Here is a 26,405-nt window from a genome sequence, read left to right as displayed (position 1 = left end):
CTGCCTCACTGCCGGGAAGCCCGATGATGGAACACCGCGAAGCCCTGGTCGCTCTGCGCCAGTACCTGTCCAGCCAGATTCTTGGTCAGGAGAAGCTCGTCGAACGCCTGCTCATTGCCCTGCTTGCGGACGGCCACCTGCTGGTCGAAGGCGCACCGGGGCTGGCCAAGACCAAGGCGATCAAGGACCTGGCCGAAGGTCTGGAGGCCGAGTTCCACCGTATCCAGTTCACCCCCGACCTGCTTCCCGCCGACATCACCGGCACTGAGATCTACCGCCCCGAGACCGGCAGCTTCGTCTTCCAGCAAGGGCCGATCTTTCACAACCTGGTCCTGGCCGACGAGATCAACCGGGCGCCGGCCAAGGTGCAGTCGGCGCTGCTCGAGGCGATGGCCGAGCGCCAGGTCAGCATCGGCCGCAGCACCTACGAGTTGCCGATGCTGTTCCTGGTGATGGCGACGCAGAACCCGATCGAGCAGGAAGGCACCTACCCGCTGCCCGAGGCCCAGCTCGACCGTTTTCTGATGCACGTCAAGATCGGTTTCCCGGACGCCTCGGTGGAGCGCCGCATCCTCGCCCAGGCGCGTGGCGAAGCGCTGCACGGCGAAAGCCAGCCGGAGCATCGGGTCAGCCAGTCGGCGATTTTCGCCGCGCGTCGCGAGATTCTCGGTCTGTACATGGCCGACGCGGTCGAGGAGTACCTGGTGCAGCTGGTGATGGCGACCCGCACGCCGGCCAAGTTCGACCCGGAGATGTCCGACTGGATCGCCTATGGCGCCAGCCCACGCGGCTCGATCGCCCTGGACCGCTGTTCGCGTGCCCATGCCTGGCTGGCCGGGCGCGACTTCGTCAGCCCCGAAGACATACAGGCGGTGCTGTTCGACGTGCTGCGCCACCGCATCATCCTGTCGTTCGAGGCCGAAGCCGCAGGCATCGATCAGGACAAGGTGATCCAGCGCATTCTCGATGTGGTTGCGGTGGCCTGAATGCAGCCGGACGCGGTAGGCCAGAAGCGCGAAACCGGCCCCGGAGCAAGCGCGTCCGCCAGCGCCAGGCTGCAGGCGTCAGGCTCCGGTGACGGCATTCACGTCACGCTCGCTGACCTGATCGAGATGCGTCACCACGTCCATGAAGTGCAGCTGTTCTCCACACCGAATCGACGCAGCCCGCTGATCGGCCTGCACCATTCCAAACTGCGCGGTCGTGGCGTGGACTTCGACCAGGTGCGCGTCTACCAGCCCGGCGACGACGTGCGCACCATCGACTGGCGCGTCACCGCACGCACCCAGGAACCGCATACCAAGCTGTTCCACGAGGAGCGCGAGCGCCCGGTGTTCATTCTGGTCGAACAGAGCAGGCGGCTGTTCTTCGGCTCCGCGCGCCAATTCAAATCGGTGCTCGCCGCCCAGGCGGCAGCGTTGCTGGGCTGGGCGGCGCTGGGGCACAACGATCGCATCGGCGGGCTGGTGTTCAGTGACAGCGAGCACCACGAGATCCGCCCGCGACGCAGCAAGCAGAGCCTGCTGCAGCTGCTCAACCGCCTGGCGCGCAGCAATCAGGCATTGCATGCGGACCTGGCGGGCGGCCAGGACAGTTTCGGCCCTGCCCTGCGTCGGGCACGCGAGGTGCTGCGTCCGGGCAGCCTGGCGATGGTGCTGTGCGACGAGCGCACCCTTTCCGACAGCGCCGAAAAGCAGCTCGCCCTGCTCGCCCGGCATACCGACCTGCTGCTGCTGCCAGTCAGCGATCCGCTCGACCATCAGTTGCCCGACGCCGGCCTGCTGCGCTTTGCCAGCCAGGCCGCGCGACTGGAGCTCGACAGCAGCTCGACGGCACTTCGCCTGGCCTATGCCGAGCAGGGCGAAGCCCGGCGTCTACGCTGGCAGCGTCTGGCGCAGCGTCTGCGTGTGCCCTTGCTTCCACTGAGCACCGCCAGTGATCTGGTCGAGCAGTTGCGTGCGCATCTGCAGAACCCCAATGGTGGCTTCGGCCAATGAATCCGCTCGAGCGTCTGGAACCGCTGATCGCCCCGCCGCCGCCGGGCTGGTGGCCACCGGCACCCGGCTGGTGGCTGCTCGCCGTGCTGCTTCCGCTGCTGGGCTGGGCCGCCTGGCTGATGCTGCAGCGTCTGCTGCAACGGCGTCGCCGCCGCCCGCAACAGGTCGTGCTCGATCCGCTGCGCCAGGCCGCACTGGCGGAACTCGAACAACTGGCCAAGCCCTGGGGCGGCGCCTCGGCGACCCTCTGGCTACAACAGCTCAACGCCCTGCTCAAGCGCCTGTGCCGCGCGCAGTATCCGGACAGCAACAGCCACACACTCAGCGGCCGGGCCTGGCTGGCCTTTCTCGACAGCCGCTGCCCCGCCGCCGGCCTGACCCGCTGGATGATCCTGGTCGAAGGTGCCTATCGCGGCCATTGCAGCCTCGACGACAAGTCCGTCGAAGCCCTCGACCAGGCCGTGGCGATCTGGATTCGCAAGCATGTTTGAATTCGCCTGGCCCTGGGTCTTCGCCCTGCTGCCGCTGCCCTGGCTGTTGCGCTGGCTGCTGCCGCCGGCCGACAGCGGCGAGCCCGCGCTCAAGGTCGCGTTTCTCGAGGACCTGGAACAGCTCGCCGGGCGCCGCGCCAGCGTGCGTCTGCCGTCCTGGCGGCGCCAGGCACCCTTCCTGCTGCTCTGGCTGCTGCTGATCGGCGCCGCGGCACGCCCGCAGTGGGTCGGCGATCCGCTGCCGACACCGGCCAGCGGCCGCGACCTGCTGCTGGCGGTCGATGTGTCCGGCTCCATGGCCTACGCCGACATGCGCTGGCAGGACCGTCCCGTCACTCGCCTGGCGCTGGTCCAGCAACTGTTCGGCGACTTCATCGAAGGCCGTCGTGGCGATCGCGTCGGCCTGATCCTGTTCGGCAGCCAGGCCTACCTGCAGTCGCCCCTGACCTTCGACCGGCGCACCGTACGCATCTGGCTCGACGAGGCCATGGTCGGTATCGCCGGCAAGAACACCGCCATCGGCGATGCCATCGGCCTGGCGGTCAAACGCCTGCGCGAGCGGCCGGCGGACAGTCGCGTGCTGGTACTGATCACCGATGGCGCCAGCAACGGCGGCGAGCTGGAACCGCTGACCGCCGCGCAACTGGCCGCCGACGAGCAGGTGCGCATCTACACCATCGGCATCGGCGCCGACCCCAGCCAGCGCGGCGTCCGCGGCATACTCGGCCTGAGCCCGAGCCTGGACCTCGACGAGCCGGGCCTGACCGCCATCGCCGACGCCACCGGCGGCCTGTATTTCCGAGCCCGTGACGCTGCCGAACTGATCCAGATCGAACAGGCACTCGACGAGCTGGAACCGGTGGCACAGCAGAGCACCATCTCCCGGCAGACCCGTGCGCTCTATGTCTGGCCGCTGACCGGCGCCCTGCTGCTGAGTCTGCTGCTGGCGATTGGCGAGCTCTGGCCCGGCCTGTTCCAGCGCAGCTATCGCTGGCCGGGAGCGGGCCGATGATCGAGTTCTGGCCCACCTGGCTGCGACCGTTCTGGCTGCTGCTACTGCCGCTGCTGGCGTGGCTGCTCTGGCGTCTGTGGCATCGCCAGCGGCGTATCGGTCGCTGGCAGACGCTGCTGCCGGCGGCCTTCCATGCCACCCTGCTCAGCGGTGGCAGCGGCGAAGCCGGCAGGCTGCGCTGGGTGGTCCTCGGTCTGGCCTGGACCCTGGCCCTGCTGGCCCTGCTCGGCCCCAGCTGGCAGCGCATCGAGCAACCCGACATGAAGCCGGTTGCGCCACTGGTGGCAATTCTCGAGCTGACCCCGCGCATGCTCGCCAGCGATACGCCGCCGACGCGCCTGGAACAGAGCCGGCGCAAGCTGCTCGACCTGCTCGAAGCCCGCCGCGATGCGCAGACCGCCCTGGTGGTCTACGCCGGTAGCGCACATACCCTGGTGCCGCTATCGGACGACCTGGCCACCACCAGCAACCTGCTCGAAGCACTCAAGCCATCGATCATGCCCGAGCCTGGCCAGCGCGCCGACCTGGCTCTGCAACGCGCCCTGCAGCTGCTCGACCAGGGCGCTTCCGGGCGCGGCCGGGTGCTGCTGATCAGTGGCGGCCTGAGCGAAATGGAACGCGCCGGCATCCGCGCGACCATGAGCGGCCGCCGCGAGCAACTCGACCTGCTCGGCGTCGGTACCGCCCAGGGCGCACCCATCGTCAACGACGACGGCGGCTTCCTCAAGGATGAGCACGGCGCAATTCTGTTGCCGCGCCTGGACATCCCCGGCCTGCGGCGCTTTGCCAGCGAACTGGGGGGCGGCTACCAGAACCTGCGCATCGACGACAGCGACCTGGCCAACCTCGGACTGCTGGCGCCCGCCGGAGAGCTGCGCGCCTCGGGCGAGCCGACCCTGCTGGCACTCTGGGCCGACCAGGGCCACTGGCTGCTGCTGCCGCTGTTGCTGCTGGCCGCGGCGGCCGGCCGCCGCGGCTGGCTGTTCGGCCTGGCCCTGCTGTTGCTACCGCCCACCGGCGAGGCATTCGAACTCGACGACCTCTGGCTGCGCCGCGAACAGCAGGGTCAACGCCTGCTGGAAGCGCAGCGTCCGGCCGAGGCGGCCAATCGCTTCGAGGACCCGCAGCGTCAAGCCCATGCGCTGTACCTGGCCGGCGACTATCCGGCGGCGGCGGAGCGTTTTGCCCTCGATGACAGTGCCAGCGGCCACTACAACCGCGCCAATGCCCTGGCGCGTGCAGACCAGCTGGAGGCCGCCATCGATGCCTACGAGCAGGCGCTGGAACGTGATCCCGATCTACAGGCAGCGCGCAGCAACAAGGCGCTGGTCGAGGAACTGCTGCGCCAGCGCCAGGCTGGCCAGGACTCGCAGCAGTCCGGCGAGCAGGACGCCGAACCGCAGGAGCAGGCAGAGCCTGAAGGCGCCAGCACCGCCGGTGGCGAACGCGGCGGACAGCAGGCCAGCGATGCCGATGGCACGCCCAGCGACGACGGCGACACCCAGGAAGCCGAACAGCAGGCGCCCCAGCCCTCGGATCAAACCGAGCAGCAAGCGGAGCAGCCGGCAGACCAGGCCTCTGCGGGCGACGGCAGCGACAGCGAGCAGGCGGTCGAACAGACGCAGGCCAAGGAGCAGTGGCTGCGGCAGATCCCCGACGATCCGGGTGAGCTGCTGCGGCGCAAGTTCTGGTACGAACAGCAACAGCGTCAGGAGCAATCGCAATGAGCCGCGTGGCCGCCCTTCTGTTTTCCCTGCTGCTCGCCTGGGTGCCCCTGGCGGCCAGCGCGGAGGAGCTGATCGCCAGTGTCGACCGCAACCGCCTGGGCATCGACGAAACCGTCGAGCTGACCCTCGAGGCACCCGACGGCACCCTGTTCGACAAGCTCGACCTGGCACCGCTCAAGCCGCTGTTCGACGTATTGGGTACCCGCCAGGTCAACCGCCTGAGCACCCTGGAAGGCCAGACCCGCGTGGTCACCCGCTGGATCATCACCCTGCAGCCACGCAATCAGGGCTTCGTGGTGATTCCGCCGCTGCGCGTCGGCAACCGCGAGACCCAGGCCATCACCTTGCAGGTGGTGGCCGCCGAACGCGCGAGCGACGGCAGCCTGGCACCGATCTTCATCGATGCCAGCCTGGATAGCGAAAGCGTCTATGTGCAAGCCCAGGCGCTGCTGACCCTGCGCATCTTCCATTCGGTGTCGCTGTACGACGACAGCAGCCTTACTCCGCTGCAGGTCGCTGATGCGCGGGTAGAACAGCTCGGCGAGCCGCGCACCTACGAGCAGATCGTCAATGGCGTACGACATGGGGTGATCGAGCTGCGCTACGCGATATTCCCGCTCAAGAGCGGCCAGCTGACCCTGCCCTCCCAGGTGTTCAGTGCCACGCCGGTACTGCGCAACCGCAACGAGCTCAATCCATTCGGCCCGCGCCCCGGCACCCTGACCCGGGTCCGCTCGCCGCAGATTCCGCTGACCGTCAAGCCGATCCCGGCCGGATACCCGCAGGGCGCGCCCTGGCTGCCGGCGCGCAGCCTGACCCTGGAGGAGAGCTGGAACCCTTCGCCCGAGGCGCTACTGGTCGGCGACTCGCTGACCCGTACCCTGCGGGTGGTCGCCGAGGGCCTGGCCAGCGTCCAGCTGCCCCCGCTGAAACAGCCGGACCTCGCCGGCCTGCGCAACTATCCGGATCAGCCGCGACTGGACGACAGCCAGGGTGACGGCGGCATCACCGGCAGCCGCGAGGAAAGCCTGGCGCTGGTGCCCACCCGCAGCGACAGCTTCGTCCTGCCGGACGTCGAACTGTTCTGGTGGAACACCGAGAGTGACCGTCTGGAACGGGCGATACTCGCGCCGCGCACGCTCAATGTGGCAGACAACCCGCAGCTGGACGACCCGCGCAGCGCCGCGCCCGAGCCGCCGACGAACGTCGAGCAGGTACTGCTCTGGCCGTGGCAGCTGGGCAACCTGCTGCTGGCCTGCAGCACCCTCCTTGGCTTCGCCCTCTGGTGGCGTGCCCGCCGCCAGCCGGCCGTCCAGCGCAGCGCGCAGAGCGGGCCGAGCCCTCGCACTCTGCTCGACGAGATCAAGCGTGCCTGCCAGGCCAACGATCCCCACGCCACGCGCCAGGCCCTGGATGCCTGGGCCCGGCAGTTTCCCGAGACGCTCGCCGAGATGGCCGCGCGTTACGCGCCGCTCTCGGACGCCCTCGACGGCCTCAATGGTGCGCTCTACAGCGAGATCGGCCAGCTCTGGCAGGGCGACGCACTGTGGCAGGCGGTACGCAGCCTGCCAGCGCCGGAAACCGCGCAAACCCCAGGCAGCGAAACCAGTCAGTTGCCACCGCTGTATCCGCGCTGAGCGAGGCTGGCTCGAAGCTCGGAGCCGGCCAGCCCGCAGGACCGACGCACGTCTGCTGATCGATGCTGGATTACCCCTGCGGCCAATCCACCCCTGGAGCTTCAAGCTGATCGCGGCATCAGTCCGACGTAGGCTGGATGACGCTCTGTTCATCCACCGTCGCGGTTGCACAACGGTGGATGAACAGAGCGTCGTCCACCCTACAAAAGCCGATTCGACGGACCGCGGCCTTCGTAGCGCGCAATCAGCGCAGCGCATTGCGCCGCAAGGGTGGTCGGCATCCCGCTGCGCCTGCCGGGTCGACGCACGTCTGCTGATCGATGCTGGATTACCCCTGCGGCCAATCCACCCCTGGAGCTTCAAGCTGATCGCGGCATCAGCCCGACGTAGGCTGGATAACGCTCTGTTCATCCACCGTCGCGATTGCACAACGGTGGACGAATGAAGCGTCGTCCACCCTACAAAAGCCGATTCGGCGGACCGCGGCCTTCGTAGCGCGCAATAAGCGCAGCGCATTGCGCCGCAAGGATGGTCGGCGCCCCGTTGCGCCTGCCGGCTCGACGCACGCCTGCTGACCGATGCTGGATTACGCCTGCGGCCAATCCAGCCCTGGCGCTTCAAGCTGATCGGCGGCGCCAACCCGACGTAGGGTGGATGACGCTCTTGTCATCCACCGGCGCGATTGCACAACGGTGGACGGATGAAGCGTCGTCCACCCTACAAAAGCCGACGAGGCGGCTCATTGGCAGGCTGGCACCAAGCAACGCGAAGCCCAGCGTGCGACACGGCCAGGCGAGCGCCTGAAAGGAAATTCCACGCAAAAAAAGACCCCGCTCAAGAGCGGGGCCGAGGGGAGTAACGAGAAAGTCTTGAACTTAGAAGGCGTACTGGGCGCGGACCACGAAACCATCACCGCTGTCGTCACCGGTGGCGACGCCGGCCGGGCCGTTGGCGTTGGTGTAGTTGTCAGCAGTGGCCTTGACGTAGGCGGCACTGACCTTCACGGCTTCGTTGGCGTACCAGTTGACACCCAGGTTGTGGGTCTTCAGGTCCACATCGCCCAGACCACGACGCTGGGTGGCAGCGACGAAGGTGTCGTCTTCGACACTGAAGTCATCGTAGCGATAGAACACTTCCCAGGCGCCGATCTGCTTGTTGGCAGGCTTGATCGAGTCGAACTTGCCGAGCTTGTAGCCACGCGCTTCACCCGTGATGGTGTAGGCAGCCTGAACGTAGAAACCGTCGGCCTCGCGGTCGGCGATAGCGGTGTCAGCCTTCAGCTTGCGCTGCAGGTATTCGCCCTGCAGGGAGAACGGCCCCATCGCCCAGGCAGCTTCCACGGCCATTGCACGGTCGTTGTCCCAGGCATCGGCAGCAGCGATGTTGCTGCCGATGGCTGCGCGATGGCCGTTGGCGCCGGCATCGTTACCACCATTGGTGGATACGCCGCGCATGCCCATGCGGCTGCGGAAACGCGATTCGTAGCTGGCGACGTCGGCTTCCAGCTGAGCGAAGTTCACACCGAAGTGCAGAACGTTGCCGGCGTCGTGCAGCGGCGCGAAGACCACGCGGGCGTTGAGCTGCTTGGAGCTGTCACCGTCGGCGTCGTTGGCATCCTTGGCAGTGACACCGAACGAAGCATAGAGGGAATCACCGGCGGTAGCGGAAACCTGGATGCCCAGACCGTTGCCATGGCCGTTGGCCCAGTCCATCAGGTCATAGCCGACGTTGCGTTCCGGAGCGGTAACCCACTTGGAGCTGGTGGCCTTTTCCAGACCGAAATCGGGGTCGAAACGGCCGACCTTGATCGCTACCGGGTTGAAACCGGTGTAGGTGATCGAAGCCTCGTCGAAATAGCCATCTTCGGCGCTACCGGCGTTGTGGGCCAGATCGTAGTTGATCTGGTATTTCCAGTCGGTGAAGGCCACGCCACCGATCTCGATGAACGCACGACGGAAGTAGGCAGCGTCGCCCTTGTTCCCGTTGATGGTGTAGAAATCGTCGAAGGTGCTGTAGTCGGCCTGCAGACGACCACCGATCTTGAAGCCGAAGGCCTTGTCGGTGGTAGCGACTTCCAGACCACCCTTGGTCTTGATAACGATGTCAGCGCCGTCGGTAGTGACGGTGCCGGCGAAAGCCTGGGCGGAAACGGCCAGAGCCAGGGCGCTGGCGGCGAAACCGGCGAAGTGCTTACGGATCATCGAAGGATTCCCCTTATGTTTTTCGGTAGGAAACACGGAAGCGATGGGTCGCTGGTGTTGGGGGGAATCTTGGCGGGGGGTTATTTCAGCTCAGTTGCTGCAATATGAAAGTTAGATGACAGAGGAACTTTTACTTCCGCTGGTTATATGTGAAACACCAGGGCCGCCCACCGACGCACAGAAGGCCCATTGCAGAGCCTTCGGGCTCAGTCTGCCGAGGTGCGCCAGCGTCGCGCCAGCCAGTGATCCAGGCTCAGCCAGCGACCGGCGCCGCTAAAGAACAACGCCACCAGCATCACCAGATAGGTCACGGCGAACTCGATACCGTTGTTGAGGATCACCAGCCGCCCGCTGCCAGTCAGCCAGGCATAGTCGCCGTGTTCGCGCAGGATCGCCTTGGCACGTGCCAGCTTCTGTGCCGACGCCAGCACGCGCTCATTGGCGAAGGGCGCGCCAGGATCGGCGATGGCCTGCCAGCCGAATGGCCAGTGCACTGCGAAGATCGCCACCAGCATGGTCACCATCAGTGGAACGGCGACCCAGCGCACCCCCAGCCCGAGCAGCAGCAGGACCGCCCCGCCGGCTTCGCTGAGCCCGGCCAGCCAGGCCAGCAGCGTAGGAAACGGCAGGCCCAGGCCCCATTCGGGATTGCCGAACCAGGCGGCGGTCGCTTCGATGTCGGCCAGCTTGCGGCTACCGGCCATCCAGAACACCGGCACCAGATACAGCCGCAATAGCAGTGGCCCGAGCAGGTCGAGACGGCGACTGGCGTCGAGGGCATCCTGCAGGCGATTGAGCACGGTCAGCATCAGACAATCTCCCGGGCAAACCAGATGGATTGCTCGCGCCACTGCGCAAGCAGTGCACCAGCCTGGTCGAAGTAGGCTTCATCGGCGTCCACGCCAGCCTCCTCGGCCAATGCCAGCAGCGCCTCGCTGCTCCCCTGCCCGTCCCGCAGACGGCAGGCGAGATGCCAGGCGAAGGGCGCCAGCTGCTGAAAGCGCACCCGCTCGCCGGCATCGCGCCAGACCAGCAGCAGTGTGGGTTCGCTCGGTGGCTGGTGCGGCCGGTAGTCCGCGCACAGGCACTGCACCGGCCAGCGATAGGCCAGCGGCCAGGCCAGTGGCGACCAGCCTTCGCGCGGCAGCTGCGCCTGGCTGATATCCAGGGCCAGCTCGACGCGCTCGTAGTGCGCCAGCTCGAAGAGGAACGGCGGATCCTCGGCCTCGGCGACGAAGCCGTCCTCCAGCCAGTCGAGAAAGCTCTGGCCGATCTCGAGAAAATATGGCGTGTGCGATCCATGATCGCGCAGGAAAGCCCGTACCAGGCGCTGCCAGCGTGCTTCGCCAAGCACCCCGCGGAGCACCGGAAAGCCACTGTCGAAGAAGCTGCGATTGGCGTTGAAGAACAGCCTCTCGTAGATCGCCATGCGCTCAGACGGGATCTGCTCGGGCAGCGCCGCCCCCTGCGGATCGCGAATCCGCGCGGCAAACTGCTGCTGCCGCTGTCGGTTCATGGCTGGCACTCCTGCTGCAACGCGCGAACGCGGCCGACCTCGGCGTACAGCTGCGTCAGCGGCGGGAAATCGAAGTCGCGCTCCAGCAGCGTCGGGCGCACACCGTGCAGCCGGTAGCAGTCCGCCAGCAGTTGCCAGACCGGATCGCAGACCGGCGTGCCGTGGCTGTCGATCTTCAGGCCACTGGCGTCGTCGGCGTGCCCGGCCAGGTGCAGGTAGGCGATGCGCTCACTCGGCATCGCGGCGAGGTAGGCCTGGGCGTCGAAGCCGAAGTTGACGCTGTTGACATAGATATTGTTGACGTCCAGCAGCAGCTGGCAGTCGGCTTCCTCCAGCACCGCCGCGACGAAGGCCGGCTCGTCGAGATCACCGGGCAGCCGTGCGTAGGCGGAAACGTTTTCGATGATCAATGGCCGCTCGAGCACCTCCTGAACGATGCGGATGCGCTCGGCCACATGGCGCACGCTGGCGTCGTCGAAGGGCAGCGGCATCAGGTCGTAGAGGTGGCCGCGTTCGTCGGCACAGGCCGACAGATGCTCGCTGTAGCCGCGCACCTGGTGGATATCGAGGAAGTCCCTGATCGCGACCAGCAAATCCATGTCCAGTGGCGCATGGCCGCCCAGATTCAGCGACAGGCCGTGGCAGAGCAGCGGCAGGCGCTCGCTCAGCTCGCGCAGCGCGCGGCCGTGGCGACCACCGACGCCAATCCAGTTCTCCGGCGCCGCTTCGAGAAAATCCAGCTGGCCGTGCGCAGTTTCCTGCAGCCCGGACAGCAGGCCGCGACGCAGGCCGAGGCCGGCACCGCTGACGAATGAATCCATGGGTCTCTCCAGAACGCCCGCCATCGCAACGATGGCGGGCTGTCACAGCATTACTCGGCGGCGCCGCACTTGCCTTCGCCGCACTTGCCTTCGGCATCGCTCTTGTCGTCGCCACTGGGTTTGGCGCCACAGCTGCCTTCGTCGGTCTTGCTGCCACACTTGCCTTCCTCGCCCTTGGCACCGCAACTGCCTTCAGCGGCCTTCTCGGCAGCAAGGCTGTAGCCACTGCTCAGATCCTGGACGGCAAACGGATTGACGGCGGCCTGGGCGCTCAGCGCCAGCGAACCAAGCAGGGAAACGCCGAGGGTGGCGGCAAGGCTGTTGATCTTCTTCATTGGGCAACTCCGTGTCGATTGAACGCGAGGGTCCGGATGACCCTCTCGACACACTAGACGAGCACCTTGCCGCCGCGTTACAGCCGCCGAAAAAAATACTTCTGGTCCCAACAGTTGACGAGCCGACAAGTAGCCACGAGGCGGACGTGCCAGGGTGCATGTGTCTGTCGAACGCGGTAGGTCGGCGCGGGTGCAGCGCCCGGTCAGCCCTGGCTGTCGCGATGGGCCGCCGCCAGAGCGCGGGCGCGCTCGTCCAGGTCGTCGATCGGCGCTTCAGGCATCTGCCGCAGCACCGCCTGGGTCAGTTGCAGCTGACGAACGAAGCGCCGGCACTTCCAGCACATCGCCAGATGCGCGCGCACCGCCAGGCGCTGGCGCAGACTCAGCTGCGCATCCAGGTAATCGCTGGACAGCGCGACCAACTGGCGACATTTCAGCATTGCCCGGTCTCCTCGAAATGCTCCAGGGTGGCAAAGACCTTGAGCCGCGCGCGGTGCAGCAACACCCGCACATTGGCCTGGGAAATTTCCAGCAGCCCGGCGATCTCGTCCAGTTCCAGCATCTGTCGTTCACGCAGCAGCAGCACGCTGGACTGCAGTTCGGAAAGACTGACCAGGGTCCGCTCCAGACACTGGCGCAACTCATCTTCAGCCAGCAGGGCTTCGGGAGAGTCGTCGTGCCAGGCCGTGGGGGGCTGACGCCAGTGGTCGCCGGCATCGAAACGCGCCTCGTCCACACTGCCGTGCGGGCCTGGCAGGTCGTCGAGCAGCACCTCACGCCGGTTGTGCTTCAGGCGTGTGCGCGCAAGGTTCGCGGTGATGCTCAGCAGCCAGGTCTTCAGGCTGGCGCGCTGCTCGAAGCCGGCCAGGCTGCGCACCACGGCGAGCCAGGCGTCCTGCACCACTTCCTCGGCATGACGACTGCCGACAATGGCGAAGGCCACCGCGCGCATCGCACCCTGGTAGCGCTGCACCAGCTCACGATAGGCGGCGTCTTCGCCGGCGAGCAGGCGGCGCAGCAGTTGTTGATCGCTCATGCCGGCACCTGCCTGCTCATGCTTCTCAGCGCTTGCGCAGGATCACGCTGCCGATCGAATAGCCGGCGCCAAACGAGCTGAGCACCCCGACGCTACCGGCGGCCAGGTCGTCCTGGTGCTTGTGGAAGGCAATCACCGAACCGGCCGAACTGGTGTTGGCATAGGTGTCGAGGATCACCGGCGCTTCGTGGGCTTCGGCGTCGCGGCCAAGCAGCTTGCGCACGATCAGGTGGTTCATGTTCAGGTTGGCCTGGTGCAGCCAGAAACGCTTCACGTCGGCGATCTGCAGCTGGTTGTCGGCCAGGTGCGCGCCGATCAGCTCGGCCACCATCGGGCAGACGTCCTTGAACACCTTGCGGCCTTCCTGGACGAACAGCTTGTCCGGCGCGCCAACGCCCTCTTCGGCGCAACGATTGAGAAAGCCGAAGTTGTTGCGGATGTTGTTGGAGAACTGGGTCAGCAGGCGGGTGCCGACGATGTCCCACTGGTATGCCGAGCTGGCCAGATCGGCGCGTTCGAGCAGCACCGCGGTGCAGGCATCGCCGAAGATGAAGTGGCTGTCACGGTCGCGGAAATTCATGTGTCCGGTGCAGATTTCCGGGCTCACTACCAGCAGGCGCTTGGCCTGGCCGAGCTGGATGCAGTTGGTGGCCGCCTGGATACCGAAGGTGGCCGAGGAGCAGGCCACGTTCATGTCGTAGCCGAAGCCCTGCACGCCGAGCGCCGCCTGAACTTCGATGGCAACCGCGGGGTAGGCGCGCTGCAGGTTGGAGCAGGCGACGATCACGCCATCGACGTCGGCGACGCTGCGACCGGCGCGCTCCAGCGCCTGGGTGGCGGCCTTGACCGACATCTCGCAGAGGATCGACCACTCGTCATTGGAGCGCTCGGGGATGCGCGGCACCATGCGTGATACATCGAGGATGCCGGCCTTGTCGGTCACGTAGCGGCTCTTGATCCCCGAGGCCTTTTCGATGAAGGCCGAGCTCGACTCGCTCAGCGGCTGAACCTCGCCCGCTTCGATGGCCGCTGCGTTGTCGGCGTTGAACTGGCGCACGTAGGCATTGAAGGACTCGACCAGCTCGTCGTTGGAGATGCTGTTGGGCGGTGTGTAGAGCCCGGTACCACTGATGACGACGTTGTGCATGAATGCTCCTCTGTCAGCAGGCTGACGGCTCAGCCCCTGGCGAAAACGGTGATGGCCCGGAAAAGCGCAAAGACTCCGTGCAGATGCGGTGGTGCAAGGCAGGCATGCAGCGACGGAATGCTTCGTGAATGTGTTGGCAAGGGTAGCCGACCGGTCATCCCGAAGTGTGCCACAGGCCACCCTCCTCTCGCCTCCCCCCGATAGTTCAAGAGCGGCGCAGCATCACGACAATCGCGTGTCCTGAGCTCGCTCGCGGCGCCCGGTGAACCGCAACGCACCGACACCGATCGAGTTCAGGCGTGCCTGGTCGTACAGGGGAATGCGGGCCTGCGGATTCGAACCGCCCCCGCCACCGCCGCCGATCTCGCTGCATGAACAACGGCTGGCGCCCACGCATCCTTGAACCGCCTCGCTGGGGCATTTCGTCGCATCCTTCACACCGATCATCCAGACCGAACGGTCGGTACTTGTCCAGGCAGTCTGTTCCGAGCCAGGCTACGTCTCCCCTGGCGCTTGCGCCGGCCGTCCCCACCACATGGAGCGTACCGATGTCACCCAAACCCCTGCCCGTCTCCCGCTCGTCACGCTGGCCGCACCGGCTGGCCAGCCACCTGCGCGGCCCGCTGGCCGCGCTGTTGTGTGCCGCACCGCTGGCGTTCGCCGCGCCTGCCATCGAACCTGCGCGTTTCGAGCGTCTGACCCAGCAACTGGAGGTCGAAGTCGAGCAGGGCCATCTCGCTGGCATCGCCGTACTGGTCGCCGACCGCGACACCATTCTCTATCGCCACAACGCAGGCTTTGCCGATGTCGCCGCAGGCAGTGCACTGGCCGACGACAGCATCTACAAGCTGTTCTCGCTGACCAAGCCGGTCACGTCGGTGGCACTGATGATGTTGTACGACGAAGGCAAGTTCGCCCTCGACGATCCGCTGGAAAAGCACCTGCCGCAGCTCAAGGGCCTGCAGGTGGCCAAGGAAGATGGCGCCGACGGCAAACCGCTGACGGAAGCGCCGGCGCATCCGGTGACGGTACGTGAGGTGCTGACCCATACCGGCGGCTTCACCTATGGTCTGTTCTCCCAGTCCCAGGTCGACAGCCTCTATGTGGCGCGCAAGGTGCAGGAACCCGGCCTGAGCTATGACGAGCGCCTGCAGCGGCTGGCGTCGATCCCGCTGCGCCAGCAGCCCGGCACGCTCTGGCACTACAGCGTGTCCTCGGAGATCCAGGCCGCGCTGGTGGAGAAGCTCTCCGGCATGCGCTACGCGGATTTCGTCCGCACGCGCATCCTCAAGCCGCTGAAAATGAACGACAGCGGTTTCCATGTCAGCGCCGAGCAGGCACCACGCCTGACCACCTCCTACGCCAGCGACGAGGCCGGCAAGCTGCAGCCGCTGCCCAAACAGCAGTACCTCAGCGCACCGGCCAATGCCAGCGGTGGTGGCGGTTTCGCCGATGGCAGCGGCGGGCTGCTGGCACCCATCGACGACTACCTGAAGTTCGCCCGCATGCTGCTGGGCGACGGCGAGACCGATGGCGTGCGCCTGCTCAAGGCCGATACCGTGCGACTGATGCGTAGCAACCAGCTGCCCGAGGGTGTCGCGGCAATCAGCGCCTTCTACCCCGGCAACCAGTTCGGCCTCGGCGCCGCCGTGGTCAGCGACAGTGCCGCGGCCGGGCATCTGCCGCAAGGCACCTACTGGTGGTGGGGCGTGCAGGGGCCGTGGATGTGGGTTGACCCGCAAAACGGCCTGGTGACCCTGGGCATGCTGCAGCACACCGACTATATGCAGTCGCGGCGGATCCACGGCATGGTCAGCGCCACGCTGTACGGCCCGGACCAGCCTGCCAGCCAACCCTGACCCGGACCTCAGGCCGGGAAATCGATCTCCGTCTGCGCCAGGTTGTTGAGGTAGTTGCTCAGGGTCATGCAGGCGACCTGGGCAACCACCTCGACCATCCGCGTCTCATCCAGACCGGCGCGACGGGCCTGGGCAAACACCTCATCCCCGACCCGCCCGCGGCCTTCCACCAGCGCGCGGGCGAACTGTGCCAGCGCATCGCCTTCACCGGCCTGGCGCGCCAGCGCCTGCTCCTCACTCGACAGGCCCTGCCGCCCGGCGAGCCAGGCGTGCGCACGCAAGCAATAATCACAGGCATTGGCCTGACTGACCGCCAGCGCCACCCGCTCGCGCTCGGCTGCATTCAATCCGCCACCGGCCAGCTGCTCGGCCAGCTGCAGATAGCCGGCCAGCGCCGCCGGCGAATGGCCCAGCACCCGCAGCATGTTCGGCACCCGCCCCTGGCGGCGTTGCACGGTTGCCAGCAGCGCCTGACTGGGCAGAGGCAGTTGCGAGGAGGAAGGCAAGGCGATAACGGACATGATGTAGCTCCTGAAGGGACAACGAGGCTTGTAGCCTGGCGCCTGCAGGGATACTTTTGGCAACCTCAAACGCTTTTTTTCATACAGATCGTCTCATCTAGCCATGGATGCCCTTTCCCCGCTACTGGCCCGCTTCAACCTTCGCGCCGGCACCTTCTTCCGTGGTCCGCTGTGCCAGCGCACCGATCTCTATGGCAGCGCCGAGCACGGCCATCTGCATCTGTTGCACCAGGGCAGTCTGCGCCTGCAGATCGTCGGTGAACCCGAGCAACTGGTGACGGCCCCAGCGCTGCTACTGTTCGTGCGTCCCGTTGCGCATCGCCTGCAACCCCTGCCACAGACATCGCCACAGCTGGCGTGCGCCACGCTCAGCTTCGCTGGCGGTAACACGCACCCGCTGGCGAGCAGCCTGCCCGCCTGGCTGGTCCTGCAGGGCAAGCAGTTGGCGTCGCTGGAGCCACTGTTCAACCTGCTGGCACGCGAGGCCAGCGACCCCGCGCCGGGTAGCCAGGCGGTACTGGATCGACTGTTCGAGCTGCTGGTGATCGAGTGGCTACGGCGCCAGCTGGAGGAGCAGAGGCTGCAGGTGGGACTGCTCGCCGGCCTGGCCGACCCCCGCCTGGCCCAGACACTGGCCGGCATCCACGAACGCCCCGGGCATCCCTGGCAGCTGGAGGAGATGGCCGGCTGTGCACACCTCTCACGGGCACGCTTCGCCGCGCGCTTTCGCCAGGTACTCGGCTGCACACCTGGCGACTACCTGCTCGGCTGGCGCATCGGCCTGGTGCAGAAGGGGCTGCGCGCAGGCCGCCCGCTGGCGCTGTTGGCAGCGGAGAACGGCTATGAAAGCGCCTCGGCGCTGGCGCGGGCCTTTCGCCGCCGCGTCGGTTGCAGCCCGCGACAATGGCTGGCCGAGAACCCCTGAGCCGTCCGCTCAGCCGGCGTGACCGGCATGTTTTTCCGCCAGCATCGCGTCCAGATGGCTGAGCAGCTGATAGCTCTGCTTCTCGGCGCGCGCCATTGCCTCGACGATCTGCGCCTTGGCCTGCGGCTGCTTCACCCAATCGACCTCGCGCAGCGCTACCGCCTGCTGCACCGCTTCGTGAATCCGCAGATGCGGCGACTCCAGCGCACTGAAGCCCGCGGTGTGGCCGAAGCACTGCGCGCCCTCGCCGTGGTAGTACCACTGCCCCAGCCGGCACTCGCGCGGCCCGGCGGCAACCGCGCGCAGCGACTCCTCCTGCGCGGCCGAGGTATCCAGCGAGATGTAGCCGTTCTGCTTGAAGACGATGTGATCGACCTTGATCAGCGCGTTGAACGCCTGGTCCTTGGCGGTGGCCACCGCCTCCATGGTCTGGCCGGCGCCGCTGGAAAAGGTGTCGAAGCGCGCACGAAAACCCGTGACCACCTCACCCACCTGACTGGCCAGCCGGTTGGAGGTCTCGGCCTGCAGCACCGTCTCGCGCACCCGCGCGCTGAAGCCGTTGATGGTGTCGGTGACTTCGATGGCGGCCTCCTTGGTCCGCCGCGACAGCGCCTTGACCTCGTCGGCGACCACCGCGAAGCCGCGGCCCTGATCGCCGGCACGTGCCGCCTCGATGGCCGCATTCAACGCCAGCAGATTGGTCTGATCGGCGATCTCGGTGATGATCGACAGCGAGCCCTGGACCCTTGCGCTGTCGCTACCCAGCTGATTGACCACCTCGGTGACCTGATTGATGGTGCGGCTGATGTCGTCCAGCGCGTCGACCATGCGCAGCACCGCGACCTGGCTCTCCTGCGCCGCGTTGCCGGTGTCGTTGGCGATGTTCTCCACCCGGCCCATGCGCTCGCCGATCTGCATCAGGTCTTCCTGGGTATCGCGCAGGTTGCGGATCAGGTTGTGGATGTTCAGCGAATGCAGCGCCGAGTGCAGTTCGTTGGCGGCGACCAGCTCGGCGTTGCGACTCATCATGTCGATCGAGCGGTTGATGTTGAGCAGAGACTTCTTGAGCATGCCGGGCTGCCCGCTGACCAGCGCCGGACGCGCGTAGTTGCCGTGCGCCGCATTGCTGAAGCAGGTGTCGACTTCCTTGAAGTAGCTTTCCACCTTGTCGAGAAAGTCGTTCACCTCCCAGGCCACCATGCCCACCTCGCCCAGACGCTGGGTATTGGTGATGCGCCGGCAGAAGATTCCCGCATTCGCCTGGCGCATGGTTTCAAAGATGGTTTCCAGCGTCAGCACGACCCTTTCCAGGCGATGCAGCAACACGAAGCTCAGGGCGGCAATCAACAGCGGCTGGGCCAGCCACAGCCAGCTGCCCTGATAAAGGATCATCACCAGCACCGCGCCGGTCAGCGAAACCAGCACCATGGCCACGCCGAGCAGGCGGATCAGGCTGGAAAGAAACGGGTGGCCGGCGCTGACACCGCGCGCCTGCGGACTCGAGAAGCTCATGCGGCACCCTCGCGAATGGAATCGAGGACGAAGGACAGGTAGTCGCTGGAGGACTGCGCCAGATGCTGCTGAAGCAACGCCAGCGAGCGCGCGACCGCGTCCTGGGTGGCGCTGGCACGCTCGACCTCGAGCATCTGCGCATACAGGGCGGCGATCGCCGTCACCGCTTCCGCCCGGGGCTTGCGCCGCACCGAGTAGTAGCCGCGCAGCTTGCCCTGCATGTCGTGGTCCGGCGTGATGTTGGCCAGCACCCAGTAGTAGCTGCCGTCACGGCACAGGTTCTTCACGTAGCCAAAGAATTCATCGCCACGCTCCAGGGTCTCCCAGAGCAGCTTGAACACGCCTCGCGGCATATCCGGATGACGCACCACATTGTGCTGAATGCCCAGCAGCTCGGCCTCGGGAAAGCCGGAAATGCGCATGAAGGTCCGGTTGGCATAGGTGATGCGACCCTTGGGGTCGGTCTTGCTGACGATGAACTCGTCGTCGGCGAGGCGAACCTCGTTGCGGGTGGGGATGATCTTTCGCTTCATGGCGCACCGTACAGCCAGGGGAACGGATGAGTCGCCCGCAGGTGCAGGCGCGGTGCCAGGCACCGTGCCACCGATTGTCACACTGGCAATTCGCCACTCCATTGCCGGCGATCAATAATCCGGCGTGCCCCGCCTGAGCCCGCAGCGCGACACGCGTTGCGCTTCCACCACCGCCGCCGACCTGCCCCGGGAATGCGACCTCCGCCACGCAATGGCTCTGGCGCGCCGCTCGCCGCGCGCTGTCCGGGGCGCTAGAATCGCCGCTCCACACCCAACGCAAAGGAAGCTACATGCAATCTCTCAAGAACTGGTTCGCCCTGGTGGTCGTCTCTCTGGTGCTGGTCGGCTGCTCCTCCTCCAACGAACCGGAGCAGGTCGCCGTCGCTTTCACCAAGGCTGCCTACAGCGGGGATATCGACACCCTGATGGACCTGGTGGAACTGCCTGAGGAACTCGAGGACGGTCAGAAGGACATGATGCGCGGCAAGCTGCAGATGATGCTGGCACCGGCATCTGCCATGGCGGCCGAGAAGGGTGGCATCGACGAGATCGAAGCAGGTACCGCCAGCTACAACGATGACAAGACCAGCGCCAGCGTGCCGGTCACCGTCACCTTCAAGAAGAACGACGAGAAGACCACTGAACAGGTCAAGCTGACCAAGGTCGACGGCGACTGGAAGATCAAGCTCTAACAGCGTCGCACCGGCGCCCTCACCGGCGCCGGTCTCGCCCATGTCTCTCGCCACTTTCGCTCGCCGGCCTCGCCGCTGGCTTCCTGCCCTGCTCCTGCTCGCACTCATCGGCATTGCGCTCTCCCTGCGCACCCAGCCGGTAGCGACCGTCGTCCTGCCGCCATTGCCAGAACTCGCCGTGGGCGACTGGATCTTCCGCAGCGGCACCTCTACCGACAGCAGTGTCATTCGCCAGCTCAGCGGCAGCGACTATTCGCATATCGGCATGATCGTGGCGAGCAGCCCGCAGGTGCTGATCGTCCACGCCAGCACCGACGACCAACCCGAACATCCCGACCAGGTATTGCTCAGCAGCCTGGACGAATTCGTCCACCCAAGCCTTGCCCACGACTTCGCCATCGCTCGGCCGACCTTTCTCGATGCGCAGCAGAAGCTGAGCATTGCCCAGACACTACTGGCCCAGCGCGGCCAGGCCTTCGTGATCCAGCCACGCGGTGAACCCCATCGCTACTGCACCACCCTGCTGGCCGACGCCATCCGCACCCAGGTACCCGATTTCGATCCAGGCTGGAGCGCCGTCAACCTGGCGTTCTTTCGCGGCGATTATCTGTTTCCCCGCGCCTTCGCCGAGTACGCCCAGATCAGCTGGATCTATCGGCCACAGGCACACTGAAGCGGCGTGACTCGCCGGTCATTGTGGCGCGACAGCGCTACGGCTAAGGTGGCGCATCGCCACCCGCAGAGAGCAAGGATGACCGACCAGCAGAGCGCCACCGAATCCTCGAACAACCTCGTCAACCAATGGTTCGGCGCCGACTTCGCCCGCCTGCATCCGTTGCTGCAGCGCCTGCATCTGCAGGGTGGCGCACTGGAGGGAGACGTCGAGCTGACCTACGGACGGGGACTGGCCGGCCTGATCGGCCGGCGCCTCGGGCGGCGTCTCGGCCTGCCGAGCGAGCCGGGACGGGTCGCACTGCGGGTGGAGATCGGCCACGACGCCCAGGGCCTGCACTGGAACCGGGTCTTCGCCGGCAGCCAGCGCATGAACTCCTTGTTCACCCCGCACGGTCGCTATCCCGAGGGCCACTGGAGCGAAACCAGCGGGCCGGTGACCCTGCAGCTGGGCGTGGCGATCACCGAGGGCGGCTGGTTCTGGCAACCGCGGGCAATGCGCCTGCACGGCATGCCCCTGCCACTCTTGCTGCTGCCGCGCTCGCATGCCTACAAGCGTATCGTCAGCGGGCCAACGGGCGAACGCTACCAGTTCTCGGTCAGCTTCAACCTGCCCCTGCTCGGCCAGCTGCTCGGCTATGCCGGCGAGCTGGAGATGAGCGCCAGCTGAACGGCGCGGTCATTGCGACAGCGAGCCAGCAGCGCCCTCGTAGAGCACAACAAGCGCAGCGTATTGCGCATCCGCAGGAGCACAACGCACGCCCCGGCACAGCAGCTATGCTGCTCTGGCTGTGACGCTCGGCCAGCATCCCTCTTCGCGGCAATCCCGAACGCCTGCAGCACCGCCATCGCCCGGAGGACTCCGCGCGATCAGCCTGGCAGGCTGTTGAAAAACGTTGGCGAGGCAGTAAGCGCAAGGCAAAAACCGGCGAAAAAGCGCAGTTTACGCGCTGTAAATGAGCATTTTGAGCCGGTTTTTAACGCCGCGATGGCCACGCAGGTAGTTTTTCAACAGCCTGCTAACGACACAGGAGGATGCAGCATGGTGACCGTTCATGTCTGGCCCGGCACAGGCGTCATTGGCAGCGGCGGCAACGTCGGCCATGGCGCGATGACCTGCGGCAGTACCTACATAAGCTGGTGGCCGTTGCTCGGCTCGGTGTCGACCACGGAGGCAGCGCATCAGTATTTCATCGGCAGCGAGACCGTCGCCGGCGCGGCCGAGGTGTACCGGATCGACTGCGCCAGCGAGGGCAATCGCCTGCCCGCAAGCTATGACATGCCTGCTTCACTGGACGAGGACGCGATCCTCGACTGCTGGGCTGCCTGGCGAGCCATTGGCACCTACAACCTGACCGACCGCAGTTGCTGCTCCTGTGTGCTGACGCTGCTGGTGACGGGTGGTCTGCCACGGATCCTGCCCGGAAGCCGGCGTTACTACGGCACTGCGCCGCATGGGCGCCCGGTAGTGACGCCCAACGATCTGGCGACCATCGCCCGTGCCGCCAATACCAGCGTTCGCCCCGAGCGCGCGCCGAGCATGGGCAACCCGCGCGGACGCTGAACCGGGCAATGACCACCCGCGCTACGACACGATCGCTGTGCAGGCGGCCGGCGGCGGGGCTGTACCCGCTGCCGGCGTTTGGTTAAGGTCGCAGCCCTGCCTCAGGCCCTCCAAGGAGTTGCGATGCGTATCGGTTTCTGGAAGATCAGCGCCGGCCTGCTGGTCGGTCTGCTGGCGCTCTACCTGGTCAATCCGCTGGGCACCGCCAGCCACGACCCGCGCCTGCGTCTGCTCGGCATCGCACCTTTCAGTCAGCCGTCAGCCTCCATGGCACCTACGCTCGCGCCCGGCCGCCTGATTCTCGTGAGTGCCTGGGCACATGCCGTGAGCGAGCCGCAACGTGGCGAGATAGTGGTTTTTCTACCGCCTGAGGGCGAGGCTGCCTTCGTCAAACGCCTGGTCGCCCTTCCCGGCGACCGCGTCGCGCTGAAGCAGGGCCGGCTGCTGGTAAACGGCGAGACGGTCGATGAACCCTACCTGCATCCAGCGCCAGCGTTCGGCCCGCGTCACGGCCAGGACATGGCCGAGCGCAGCCTGGCCGCCGACGAATACTTCATGCTCGGCGACCACCGCGACAACTCGAAGGACAGTCGCCATTTCGGCCCGGTCGGGCGCAAGGCGTTCTTCGGCAGAGTCGAGAAAGCCTTCTAGCAGGCTGTTGAAAAACGTTGGCGAGGCAGCCAGCGCAAGGCAAGAACCGGCGAAAAAGCGCAGCTTACGCGTTGTAAATGAGCATTTTGAGCCGGTTTTTAACGCCGCGATGGCCACGCAGGTAGTTTTCAACAGCCTGCTAGCCCGGCGCGATGCCGGGCTTCAGCCCTGCAGTCTGCTGGCCAGGCGCACCCGCAGCTGTTCGAGCTGCTCGGGGTCGGCCTTGCCGGCGGCGTGGATGCCCAGGTTCTCCCCGTCGAAGCGCGGGATCACGTGAAAGTGCAGATGGAACACCGTCTGCCCCGCCGGCGCGCCGTTGAACTGCGCCACCTGCACGCCGGCCGGCGACAGCTCCTCGACCAGTGCCGCGGCGACCTTCTGCACCACGGCCATCACCTTGGCCAGGCTGCCGCCATCGACGTCCAGCAGGTTGCGCGCCTGGGCGTTCTTCGGGATGACCAGGCTGTGGCCATGCGACTGCGGGAACAGGTCGAGGAAGGCCAGCACGTCCTCATCCTCGTACAGTTTGAAACAGGGGGCATTGCCGCGAATGATCTGGGCGAAGATGTTCTGCGGGTCGTAGGTACCGTGCAGGCTCATGGGTTGCTCCGGGCCGATGGATGGAAGATGCGCACCATAGCCTCGCGCGCCATCGGTTAACAGCCCCAGGATGGCCAACCCGGCGACCGATGCCGGTGCGAAAAGGCCGCAACACGGGTATGGTGCAGGCCTTTGCACCAGCCTGATATTCGCCACAACCATGATCAGCCGTACCCTGCGCACCTGCCTTCTGCTCATCGCCAGCCTGCATGCCACCGCGGCTTTCGCCCGGGTCGAGATAGAACCCGTGCAGCACACCAACCTGGGGCCGATCCTCGCCGCGAAGATTTCCGAAGACATCGCGCCGGGCGATTACGAAGTACTGTTCAAGGGCATCATGGCCAACCCCGGCAAGCACGCACGCAAGATCGTCCTGCTCGACAGCATCGGCGGCAGCGTTCCGGAAGCGATACGCATGGGCCGCCTGCTACGTGAAACCGGTTTCGACGTGATAGTGCCCTCGACCGGCCTGTGCCAGGGCGCCTGCGTCTATCTGCTCGCCGCCGGGCACAAGAAGACCGTGCGTGGCGCGGTCGGCCTGCATCGACCCTACTACCCGGCGGGGGACTCGTCGCTGGCCGAACTCAGCCACAAGGGCATCCACTACAACCCGCGCGCCTACTTCCGCGAGATGAAGGTCGCGCCGACGCTGGTCGACGAGATGCAGCGGATCGAGCCTGGACGCATGCGTGTGCTGTCGGAACAGGAACTGAGCCGCTTCGGCCTGCGCTGAGATCCAAGCGGGCCGCGGGTCCCCGACGCTCGCGCGTTACTCAGGTCGGCTGGCGGTGCGCCTGAGGGGCTCCAGCAGCGGCTTGAGACCGTTGTGGTCGATCTCCTGCATCAGCGCCAGCAGCCTGCCGATCTCCCCGGCCGGGAAGCCTTCACGGGCGAACCAGTTCAGATAGTTGCCCGGCAGATCGGCAAGCAGCCGTCCCTTGTACTTGCCGTAGGGCATGGTCTGGGTCACCAGACGCAGAAGGTCTTCCGGATTCATTGCAGGTTCCTGAGGGTGCGCAGCGGCAGATACTGCCACAGGCAACCCGCGATCCGGCCCTGAGCAGCGACCATGGCCGTGCAGGAGCGCTCAGCCGGCACGCGCGTTCTTGCGCTGCTGCTTGACCCGATACATCTCGCGGTCGGCCATCTTTACCGCCTCCTCGGCGTCCAGCTCGTCCGCGGACACCGCCACCACGCCGACACTCGCCCCTGCATAGCGCAGCTCCTGCTGCGCATCATCCAGACGATAGTTGCCCTGCGTCGCCAGGCTCAGGCGCACCTGCAGGCCGTCCAGCGCCTGCTGCATGAGCGGCGAACCGAGTTCGCTCTCGGATACCGGCCCCACCGCCGCCACCACGAACTCGTCGCCGCCGGTGCGCCCGATCAGGTCGGAGACCCGCAGACAGTCCTTCATCCGTTTCGCCACCTGCAGCAGAAAGCGGTCACCCGCCTGATGGCCGTGGTTGTCGTTGATCGACTTGAAACCGTCCAGATCGACCACGCCCACCAGCACCGGCATCCGGTCACGCCGGGCCTGCGCCAGCATCCGGGTCAGCTGGTCGAGGATCGCCCGGCGGTTGAGCAACCCGGTCAGGGCATCGGTCAGCGCCATGCTGGCCAGTTCAGCATTGCTCTGCTGCAGACGCTCGACCAGATCTTCCCGCTCCAGGGCAAAACCGAGCAGCGCGGACAGCAGACGCAGAAATCCCTGAACATCGGGTGTCTCGGCAATCTGCTCGGCGCTGGCCGCACACACGGTACCCAGCAAACGACCGTCATGGGCGTGGATGGGGGCGCTGGCGTAGGTACGGATGCCGAGCGCGCGGGCAGCGACGGAATCGCCCCAGCAACCCGGCACGTCACTGGTGTAGGTTCGGTCCTCATCGAGGGCACGTTTGCACAGCGTGTCTTCCCAGGGCACCACCAGCCCCTCGGGGATCTGCATCTGGCCGGCGTTGCGCGCGAACTCCACCTTCTGCAGGCCCTGATCGAGATTGATGCTGGTGAGGTAGGTCGACTCCAGCCCGGTGATCCGATTCAGCAACGCCAGCAACGGGCGTGTCAGTTGCTCCAGCGTTCTGGCCTTCGGCATGGTTTCGGCCAGTAGCGAAAGTATCGGGTCCATGGGGGCTCCGTCGCGGTTCGAGGCTGGCATTGTCAACGGTGCACGCAGGGCCGCCCCACGTGGACAACGCCGGTAGCGGCAAAAGTAGTAAATGAAAGCGACGAAAAGCGCCAGGGCTGCGCGTCATGGATCCTGCTACGCGGGGAGAAGCACGCGACGTATCGTGCTTTGCAGACACTCAGGCACCGCAACGGCGGGCGAAACTCAGGCGCGGCGCGGGCAATGGACCGCTCCGCGCCTGGGCGACGCCTGGCTGTTCGGCTAGAAGGTCAGATCGAAGTTGTTGCCCGCCAGACCCACCACGCCGATCACGATCAGGTAGATGGCGACGATGTAGTTCAGCAGGCGCGGCATCAGCAGAATCAGAATGCCGGCGATCAGGGAAATCAGCGGGGTCAGTGCGATATTCATGATGGAGTCCTTCTTATTGTCGGTGAGGCCGGGAGTATGCTCGCTTCTGGGCGAAACAAACCGATCAGGCCACGCTGCGCTGCACGCATGCACAACCGCCAGCGGCGTTCGGGTAACTGGCGGATTCATCCCATGCCGGTTTATGACCCCTGGGGTCACTAAAAATCCCCTCCCGTAACCGCGACTGCGATACCCAGCAGATCGAAACGACATGTCTGGAACGCGTGAATCAAAGAGCAGGTTCCTAAGCCTTGTTCTACGCCACAAACCCGAGGAGATCGGTCCCCGTCTCGATGCCGAAGGGTGAGCCATGCCACAGTTTTCCAACAGTGACTCGTCTCACTGCGCGTGCTGCTGTATATGTTTCCAAGAACAATTCTCGTCTAAGCACACGCGCGACCATCGCACTCGGGCATCGCC

29 protein-coding genes and 1 pseudogene are annotated in these 26,405 nt (G+C 66.0%); 14 read left to right on the top strand and 16 right to left on the bottom strand.

Going from position 1 to position 26,405, the window contains the following annotated elements:
* Positions 1-26 precede the first annotated feature (26 nt).
* From DBO85_RS08185 to DBO85_RS08160, 6 genes are all read left to right on the top strand, one after another.
* Positions 27-986 (top strand): AAA family ATPase, encoded by a 960-nt coding sequence (locus DBO85_RS08185; protein ID WP_108106815.1) that lies wholly within the window; start codon positions 27-29, stop codon positions 984-986.
* 126 nt (positions 987-1,112) lie between these two features.
* Positions 1,113-1,997, top strand: coding sequence for a DUF58 domain-containing protein (locus DBO85_RS08180; RefSeq protein WP_233356578.1), 885 nt, complete (start codon positions 1,113-1,115; stop codon positions 1,995-1,997).
* Positions 1,994-2,488 carry a DUF4381 domain-containing protein gene (locus DBO85_RS08175; RefSeq protein WP_108106773.1) on the top strand — a complete coding sequence of 165 codons (495 nt, stop codon included), beginning with the start codon at positions 1,994-1,996 and terminating at the stop codon, positions 2,486-2,488. The genes DBO85_RS08180 and DBO85_RS08175 overlap by 4 nt, the downstream gene beginning before the upstream one ends.
* On the top strand, positions 2,481-3,500 hold the full coding sequence (locus DBO85_RS08170; protein ID WP_108106772.1) for a vWA domain-containing protein: 1,020 nt from the start codon (positions 2,481-2,483) through the stop codon (positions 3,498-3,500). Before DBO85_RS08175 ends, DBO85_RS08170 begins: the two co-directional genes overlap by 8 nt.
* Complete coding sequence (locus DBO85_RS08165; RefSeq protein ID WP_108106771.1) at positions 3,497-5,227, top strand: VWA domain-containing protein; 1,731 nt, start codon at positions 3,497-3,499, stop codon at positions 5,225-5,227. The genes DBO85_RS08170 and DBO85_RS08165 overlap by 4 nt, the downstream gene beginning before the upstream one ends.
* On the top strand, positions 5,224-6,864 hold the full coding sequence (locus DBO85_RS08160; protein ID WP_108106770.1) for a BatD family protein: 1,641 nt from the start codon (positions 5,224-5,226) through the stop codon (positions 6,862-6,864). The genes DBO85_RS08165 and DBO85_RS08160 overlap by 4 nt, the downstream gene beginning before the upstream one ends.
* An 875-nt stretch (positions 6,865-7,739) precedes the next feature.
* On the opposite strand, the gene DBO85_RS08155 is transcribed toward DBO85_RS08160, so the two are convergent.
* The 8 genes from DBO85_RS08155 to DBO85_RS08120 form a co-directional block, all read right to left on the bottom strand.
* Positions 7,740-9,065: an OprO/OprP family phosphate-selective porin gene (locus tag DBO85_RS08155; RefSeq protein WP_108106769.1), complete on the bottom strand. Its 1,326-nt coding sequence runs from the start codon at positions 9,063-9,065 to the stop codon at positions 7,740-7,742.
* A 206-nt stretch (positions 9,066-9,271) separates the two neighbouring features.
* Positions 9,272-9,874, bottom strand: coding sequence for an HvfX family Cu-binding RiPP maturation protein (locus DBO85_RS08150; RefSeq protein WP_108106768.1), 603 nt, complete (start codon positions 9,872-9,874; stop codon positions 9,272-9,274).
* A complete protein-coding gene (locus DBO85_RS08145) occupies positions 9,874-10,581 on the bottom strand; it encodes an HvfC family RiPP maturation protein (RefSeq protein WP_108106767.1) in 708 nt (235 codons plus the stop codon). The genes DBO85_RS08150 and DBO85_RS08145 overlap by 1 nt, the downstream gene beginning before the upstream one ends.
* The gene (locus DBO85_RS08140; protein ID WP_108106766.1) at positions 10,578-11,402 is read right to left on the bottom strand and encodes an HvfB family MNIO-type RiPP peptide maturase; all 825 of its coding nucleotides are present in this window, start codon (positions 11,400-11,402) and stop codon (positions 10,578-10,580) included. Before DBO85_RS08140 ends, DBO85_RS08145 begins: the two co-directional genes overlap by 4 nt.
* Before the next feature lie 50 nt (positions 11,403-11,452).
* Positions 11,453-11,737, bottom strand: a complete 285-nt coding sequence (locus tag DBO85_RS08135) for an HvfA family oxazolone/thioamide-modified RiPP metallophore (protein ID WP_108106765.1) — start codon at positions 11,735-11,737, stop codon at positions 11,453-11,455.
* 203 nt (positions 11,738-11,940) lie between these two features.
* Positions 11,941-12,177 (bottom strand): anti-sigma factor family protein, encoded by a 237-nt coding sequence (locus DBO85_RS08130; RefSeq protein WP_108106764.1) that lies wholly within the window; start codon positions 12,175-12,177, stop codon positions 11,941-11,943.
* The gene (locus DBO85_RS08125) at positions 12,171-12,773 is read right to left on the bottom strand and encodes an RNA polymerase sigma factor (protein ID WP_108106763.1); all 603 of its coding nucleotides are present in this window, start codon (positions 12,771-12,773) and stop codon (positions 12,171-12,173) included. The genes DBO85_RS08130 and DBO85_RS08125 overlap by 7 nt, the downstream gene beginning before the upstream one ends.
* A 25-nt stretch (positions 12,774-12,798) precedes the next feature.
* Entirely contained in the window at positions 12,799-13,920 is a 1,122-nt protein-coding gene (locus DBO85_RS08120; RefSeq protein ID WP_108106762.1) for a beta-ketoacyl-ACP synthase III, read from the bottom strand.
* A gap of 548 nt (positions 13,921-14,468) precedes the next feature.
* Here DBO85_RS08120 and DBO85_RS08115 point away from each other — a divergent pair.
* Positions 14,469-15,779 (top strand): serine hydrolase domain-containing protein, encoded by a 1,311-nt coding sequence (locus DBO85_RS08115; protein WP_158268885.1) that lies wholly within the window; start codon positions 14,469-14,471, stop codon positions 15,777-15,779.
* A gap of 8 nt (positions 15,780-15,787) precedes the next feature.
* Here DBO85_RS08115 and DBO85_RS08110 read toward each other — a convergent pair whose 3' ends face one another.
* Positions 15,788-16,300, bottom strand: coding sequence for a carboxymuconolactone decarboxylase family protein (locus DBO85_RS08110; protein ID WP_108106760.1), 513 nt, complete (start codon positions 16,298-16,300; stop codon positions 15,788-15,790).
* Between the two features lie 103 nt (positions 16,301-16,403).
* Between DBO85_RS08110 and DBO85_RS08105 the strand changes: the two genes are divergently transcribed.
* Positions 16,404-17,225, top strand: coding sequence for an AraC family transcriptional regulator (locus tag DBO85_RS08105; protein ID WP_108106759.1), 822 nt, complete (start codon positions 16,404-16,406; stop codon positions 17,223-17,225).
* A gap of 9 nt (positions 17,226-17,234) precedes the next feature.
* On the opposite strand, the gene DBO85_RS19670 is transcribed toward DBO85_RS08105, so the two are convergent.
* The 3 genes and pseudogenes from DBO85_RS19670 to DBO85_RS08095 all read right to left on the bottom strand — a co-directional run bounded on the left by DBO85_RS19670 (position 17,235) and on the right by DBO85_RS08095 (position 19,270).
* Positions 17,235-17,651 (bottom strand): CZB domain-containing protein, encoded by a 417-nt coding sequence (locus DBO85_RS19670; RefSeq protein ID WP_407681455.1) that lies wholly within the window; start codon positions 17,649-17,651, stop codon positions 17,235-17,237.
* Between the two features lie 51 nt (positions 17,652-17,702).
* A pseudogene (locus DBO85_RS19665) lies at positions 17,703-18,053 on the bottom strand (methyl-accepting chemotaxis protein); the annotation flags it as partial.
* A gap of 680 nt (positions 18,054-18,733) precedes the next feature.
* The gene (locus DBO85_RS08095) at positions 18,734-19,270 is read right to left on the bottom strand and encodes a PAS domain-containing protein (RefSeq protein WP_108106757.1); all 537 of its coding nucleotides are present in this window, start codon (positions 19,268-19,270) and stop codon (positions 18,734-18,736) included.
* A gap of 290 nt (positions 19,271-19,560) precedes the next feature.
* Here DBO85_RS08095 and DBO85_RS08090 point away from each other — a divergent pair, with 290 nt between their 5' ends.
* From DBO85_RS08090 to lepB, 5 genes are all read left to right on the top strand, one after another.
* Positions 19,561-19,962, top strand: coding sequence for a DUF4878 domain-containing protein (locus DBO85_RS08090; RefSeq protein WP_108106756.1), 402 nt, complete (start codon positions 19,561-19,563; stop codon positions 19,960-19,962).
* Positions 19,963-20,002: 40 nt separating this feature from the next.
* A complete protein-coding gene (locus DBO85_RS08085) occupies positions 20,003-20,635 on the top strand; it encodes a C40 family peptidase (protein WP_108106755.1) in 633 nt (210 codons plus the stop codon).
* Positions 20,636-20,713: 78 nt separating this feature from the next.
* Positions 20,714-21,304 carry a DUF4166 domain-containing protein gene (locus tag DBO85_RS08080; protein ID WP_108106754.1) on the top strand — a complete coding sequence of 197 codons (591 nt, stop codon included), beginning with the start codon at positions 20,714-20,716 and terminating at the stop codon, positions 21,302-21,304.
* Between the two features lie 372 nt (positions 21,305-21,676).
* Entirely contained in the window at positions 21,677-22,198 is a 522-nt protein-coding gene (locus DBO85_RS08075) for a hypothetical protein (RefSeq protein ID WP_108106753.1), read from the top strand.
* A 123-nt stretch (positions 22,199-22,321) separates the two neighbouring features.
* A complete protein-coding gene (gene lepB / locus DBO85_RS08070) occupies positions 22,322-22,849 on the top strand; it encodes a signal peptidase I (RefSeq protein WP_108106752.1) in 528 nt (175 codons plus the stop codon).
* Between the two features lie 162 nt (positions 22,850-23,011).
* Here lepB and DBO85_RS08065 read toward each other — a convergent pair whose 3' ends face one another.
* Complete coding sequence (locus DBO85_RS08065) at positions 23,012-23,449, bottom strand: HIT family protein (protein WP_108106751.1); 438 nt, start codon at positions 23,447-23,449, stop codon at positions 23,012-23,014.
* 160 nt (positions 23,450-23,609) lie between these two features.
* Here DBO85_RS08065 and DBO85_RS08060 point away from each other — a divergent pair, with 160 nt between their 5' ends.
* Positions 23,610-24,182 (top strand): COG3904 family protein, encoded by a 573-nt coding sequence (locus DBO85_RS08060; RefSeq protein ID WP_108106814.1) that lies wholly within the window; start codon positions 23,610-23,612, stop codon positions 24,180-24,182.
* Between the two features lie 36 nt (positions 24,183-24,218).
* Here the strand turns inward: DBO85_RS08060 and DBO85_RS08055 are convergent, their stop codons facing one another.
* The 3 genes from DBO85_RS08055 to DBO85_RS08045 all read right to left on the bottom strand — a co-directional run bounded on the left by DBO85_RS08055 (position 24,219) and on the right by DBO85_RS08045 (position 25,985).
* Positions 24,219-24,446 carry a DUF3820 family protein gene (locus tag DBO85_RS08055; RefSeq protein ID WP_108106750.1) on the bottom strand — a complete coding sequence of 76 codons (228 nt, stop codon included), beginning with the start codon at positions 24,444-24,446 and terminating at the stop codon, positions 24,219-24,221.
* A 90-nt stretch (positions 24,447-24,536) separates the two neighbouring features.
* Positions 24,537-25,574, bottom strand: a complete 1,038-nt coding sequence (locus tag DBO85_RS08050; RefSeq protein WP_108106749.1) for a sensor domain-containing diguanylate cyclase — start codon at positions 25,572-25,574, stop codon at positions 24,537-24,539.
* Between the two features lie 261 nt (positions 25,575-25,835).
* Positions 25,836-25,985, bottom strand: coding sequence for a DUF3096 domain-containing protein (locus DBO85_RS08045; protein ID WP_108106748.1), 150 nt, complete (start codon positions 25,983-25,985; stop codon positions 25,836-25,838).
* Positions 25,986-26,405: the final 420 nt, after the last annotated feature.

Source organism: Pseudomonas mangrovi, assembly GCF_003052585.1.
GTDB lineage: Bacteria > Pseudomonadota > Gammaproteobacteria > Pseudomonadales > Pseudomonadaceae > Aquipseudomonas > Aquipseudomonas mangrovi.
This window is presented reverse-complemented; position numbering and strand designations above follow the sequence as displayed.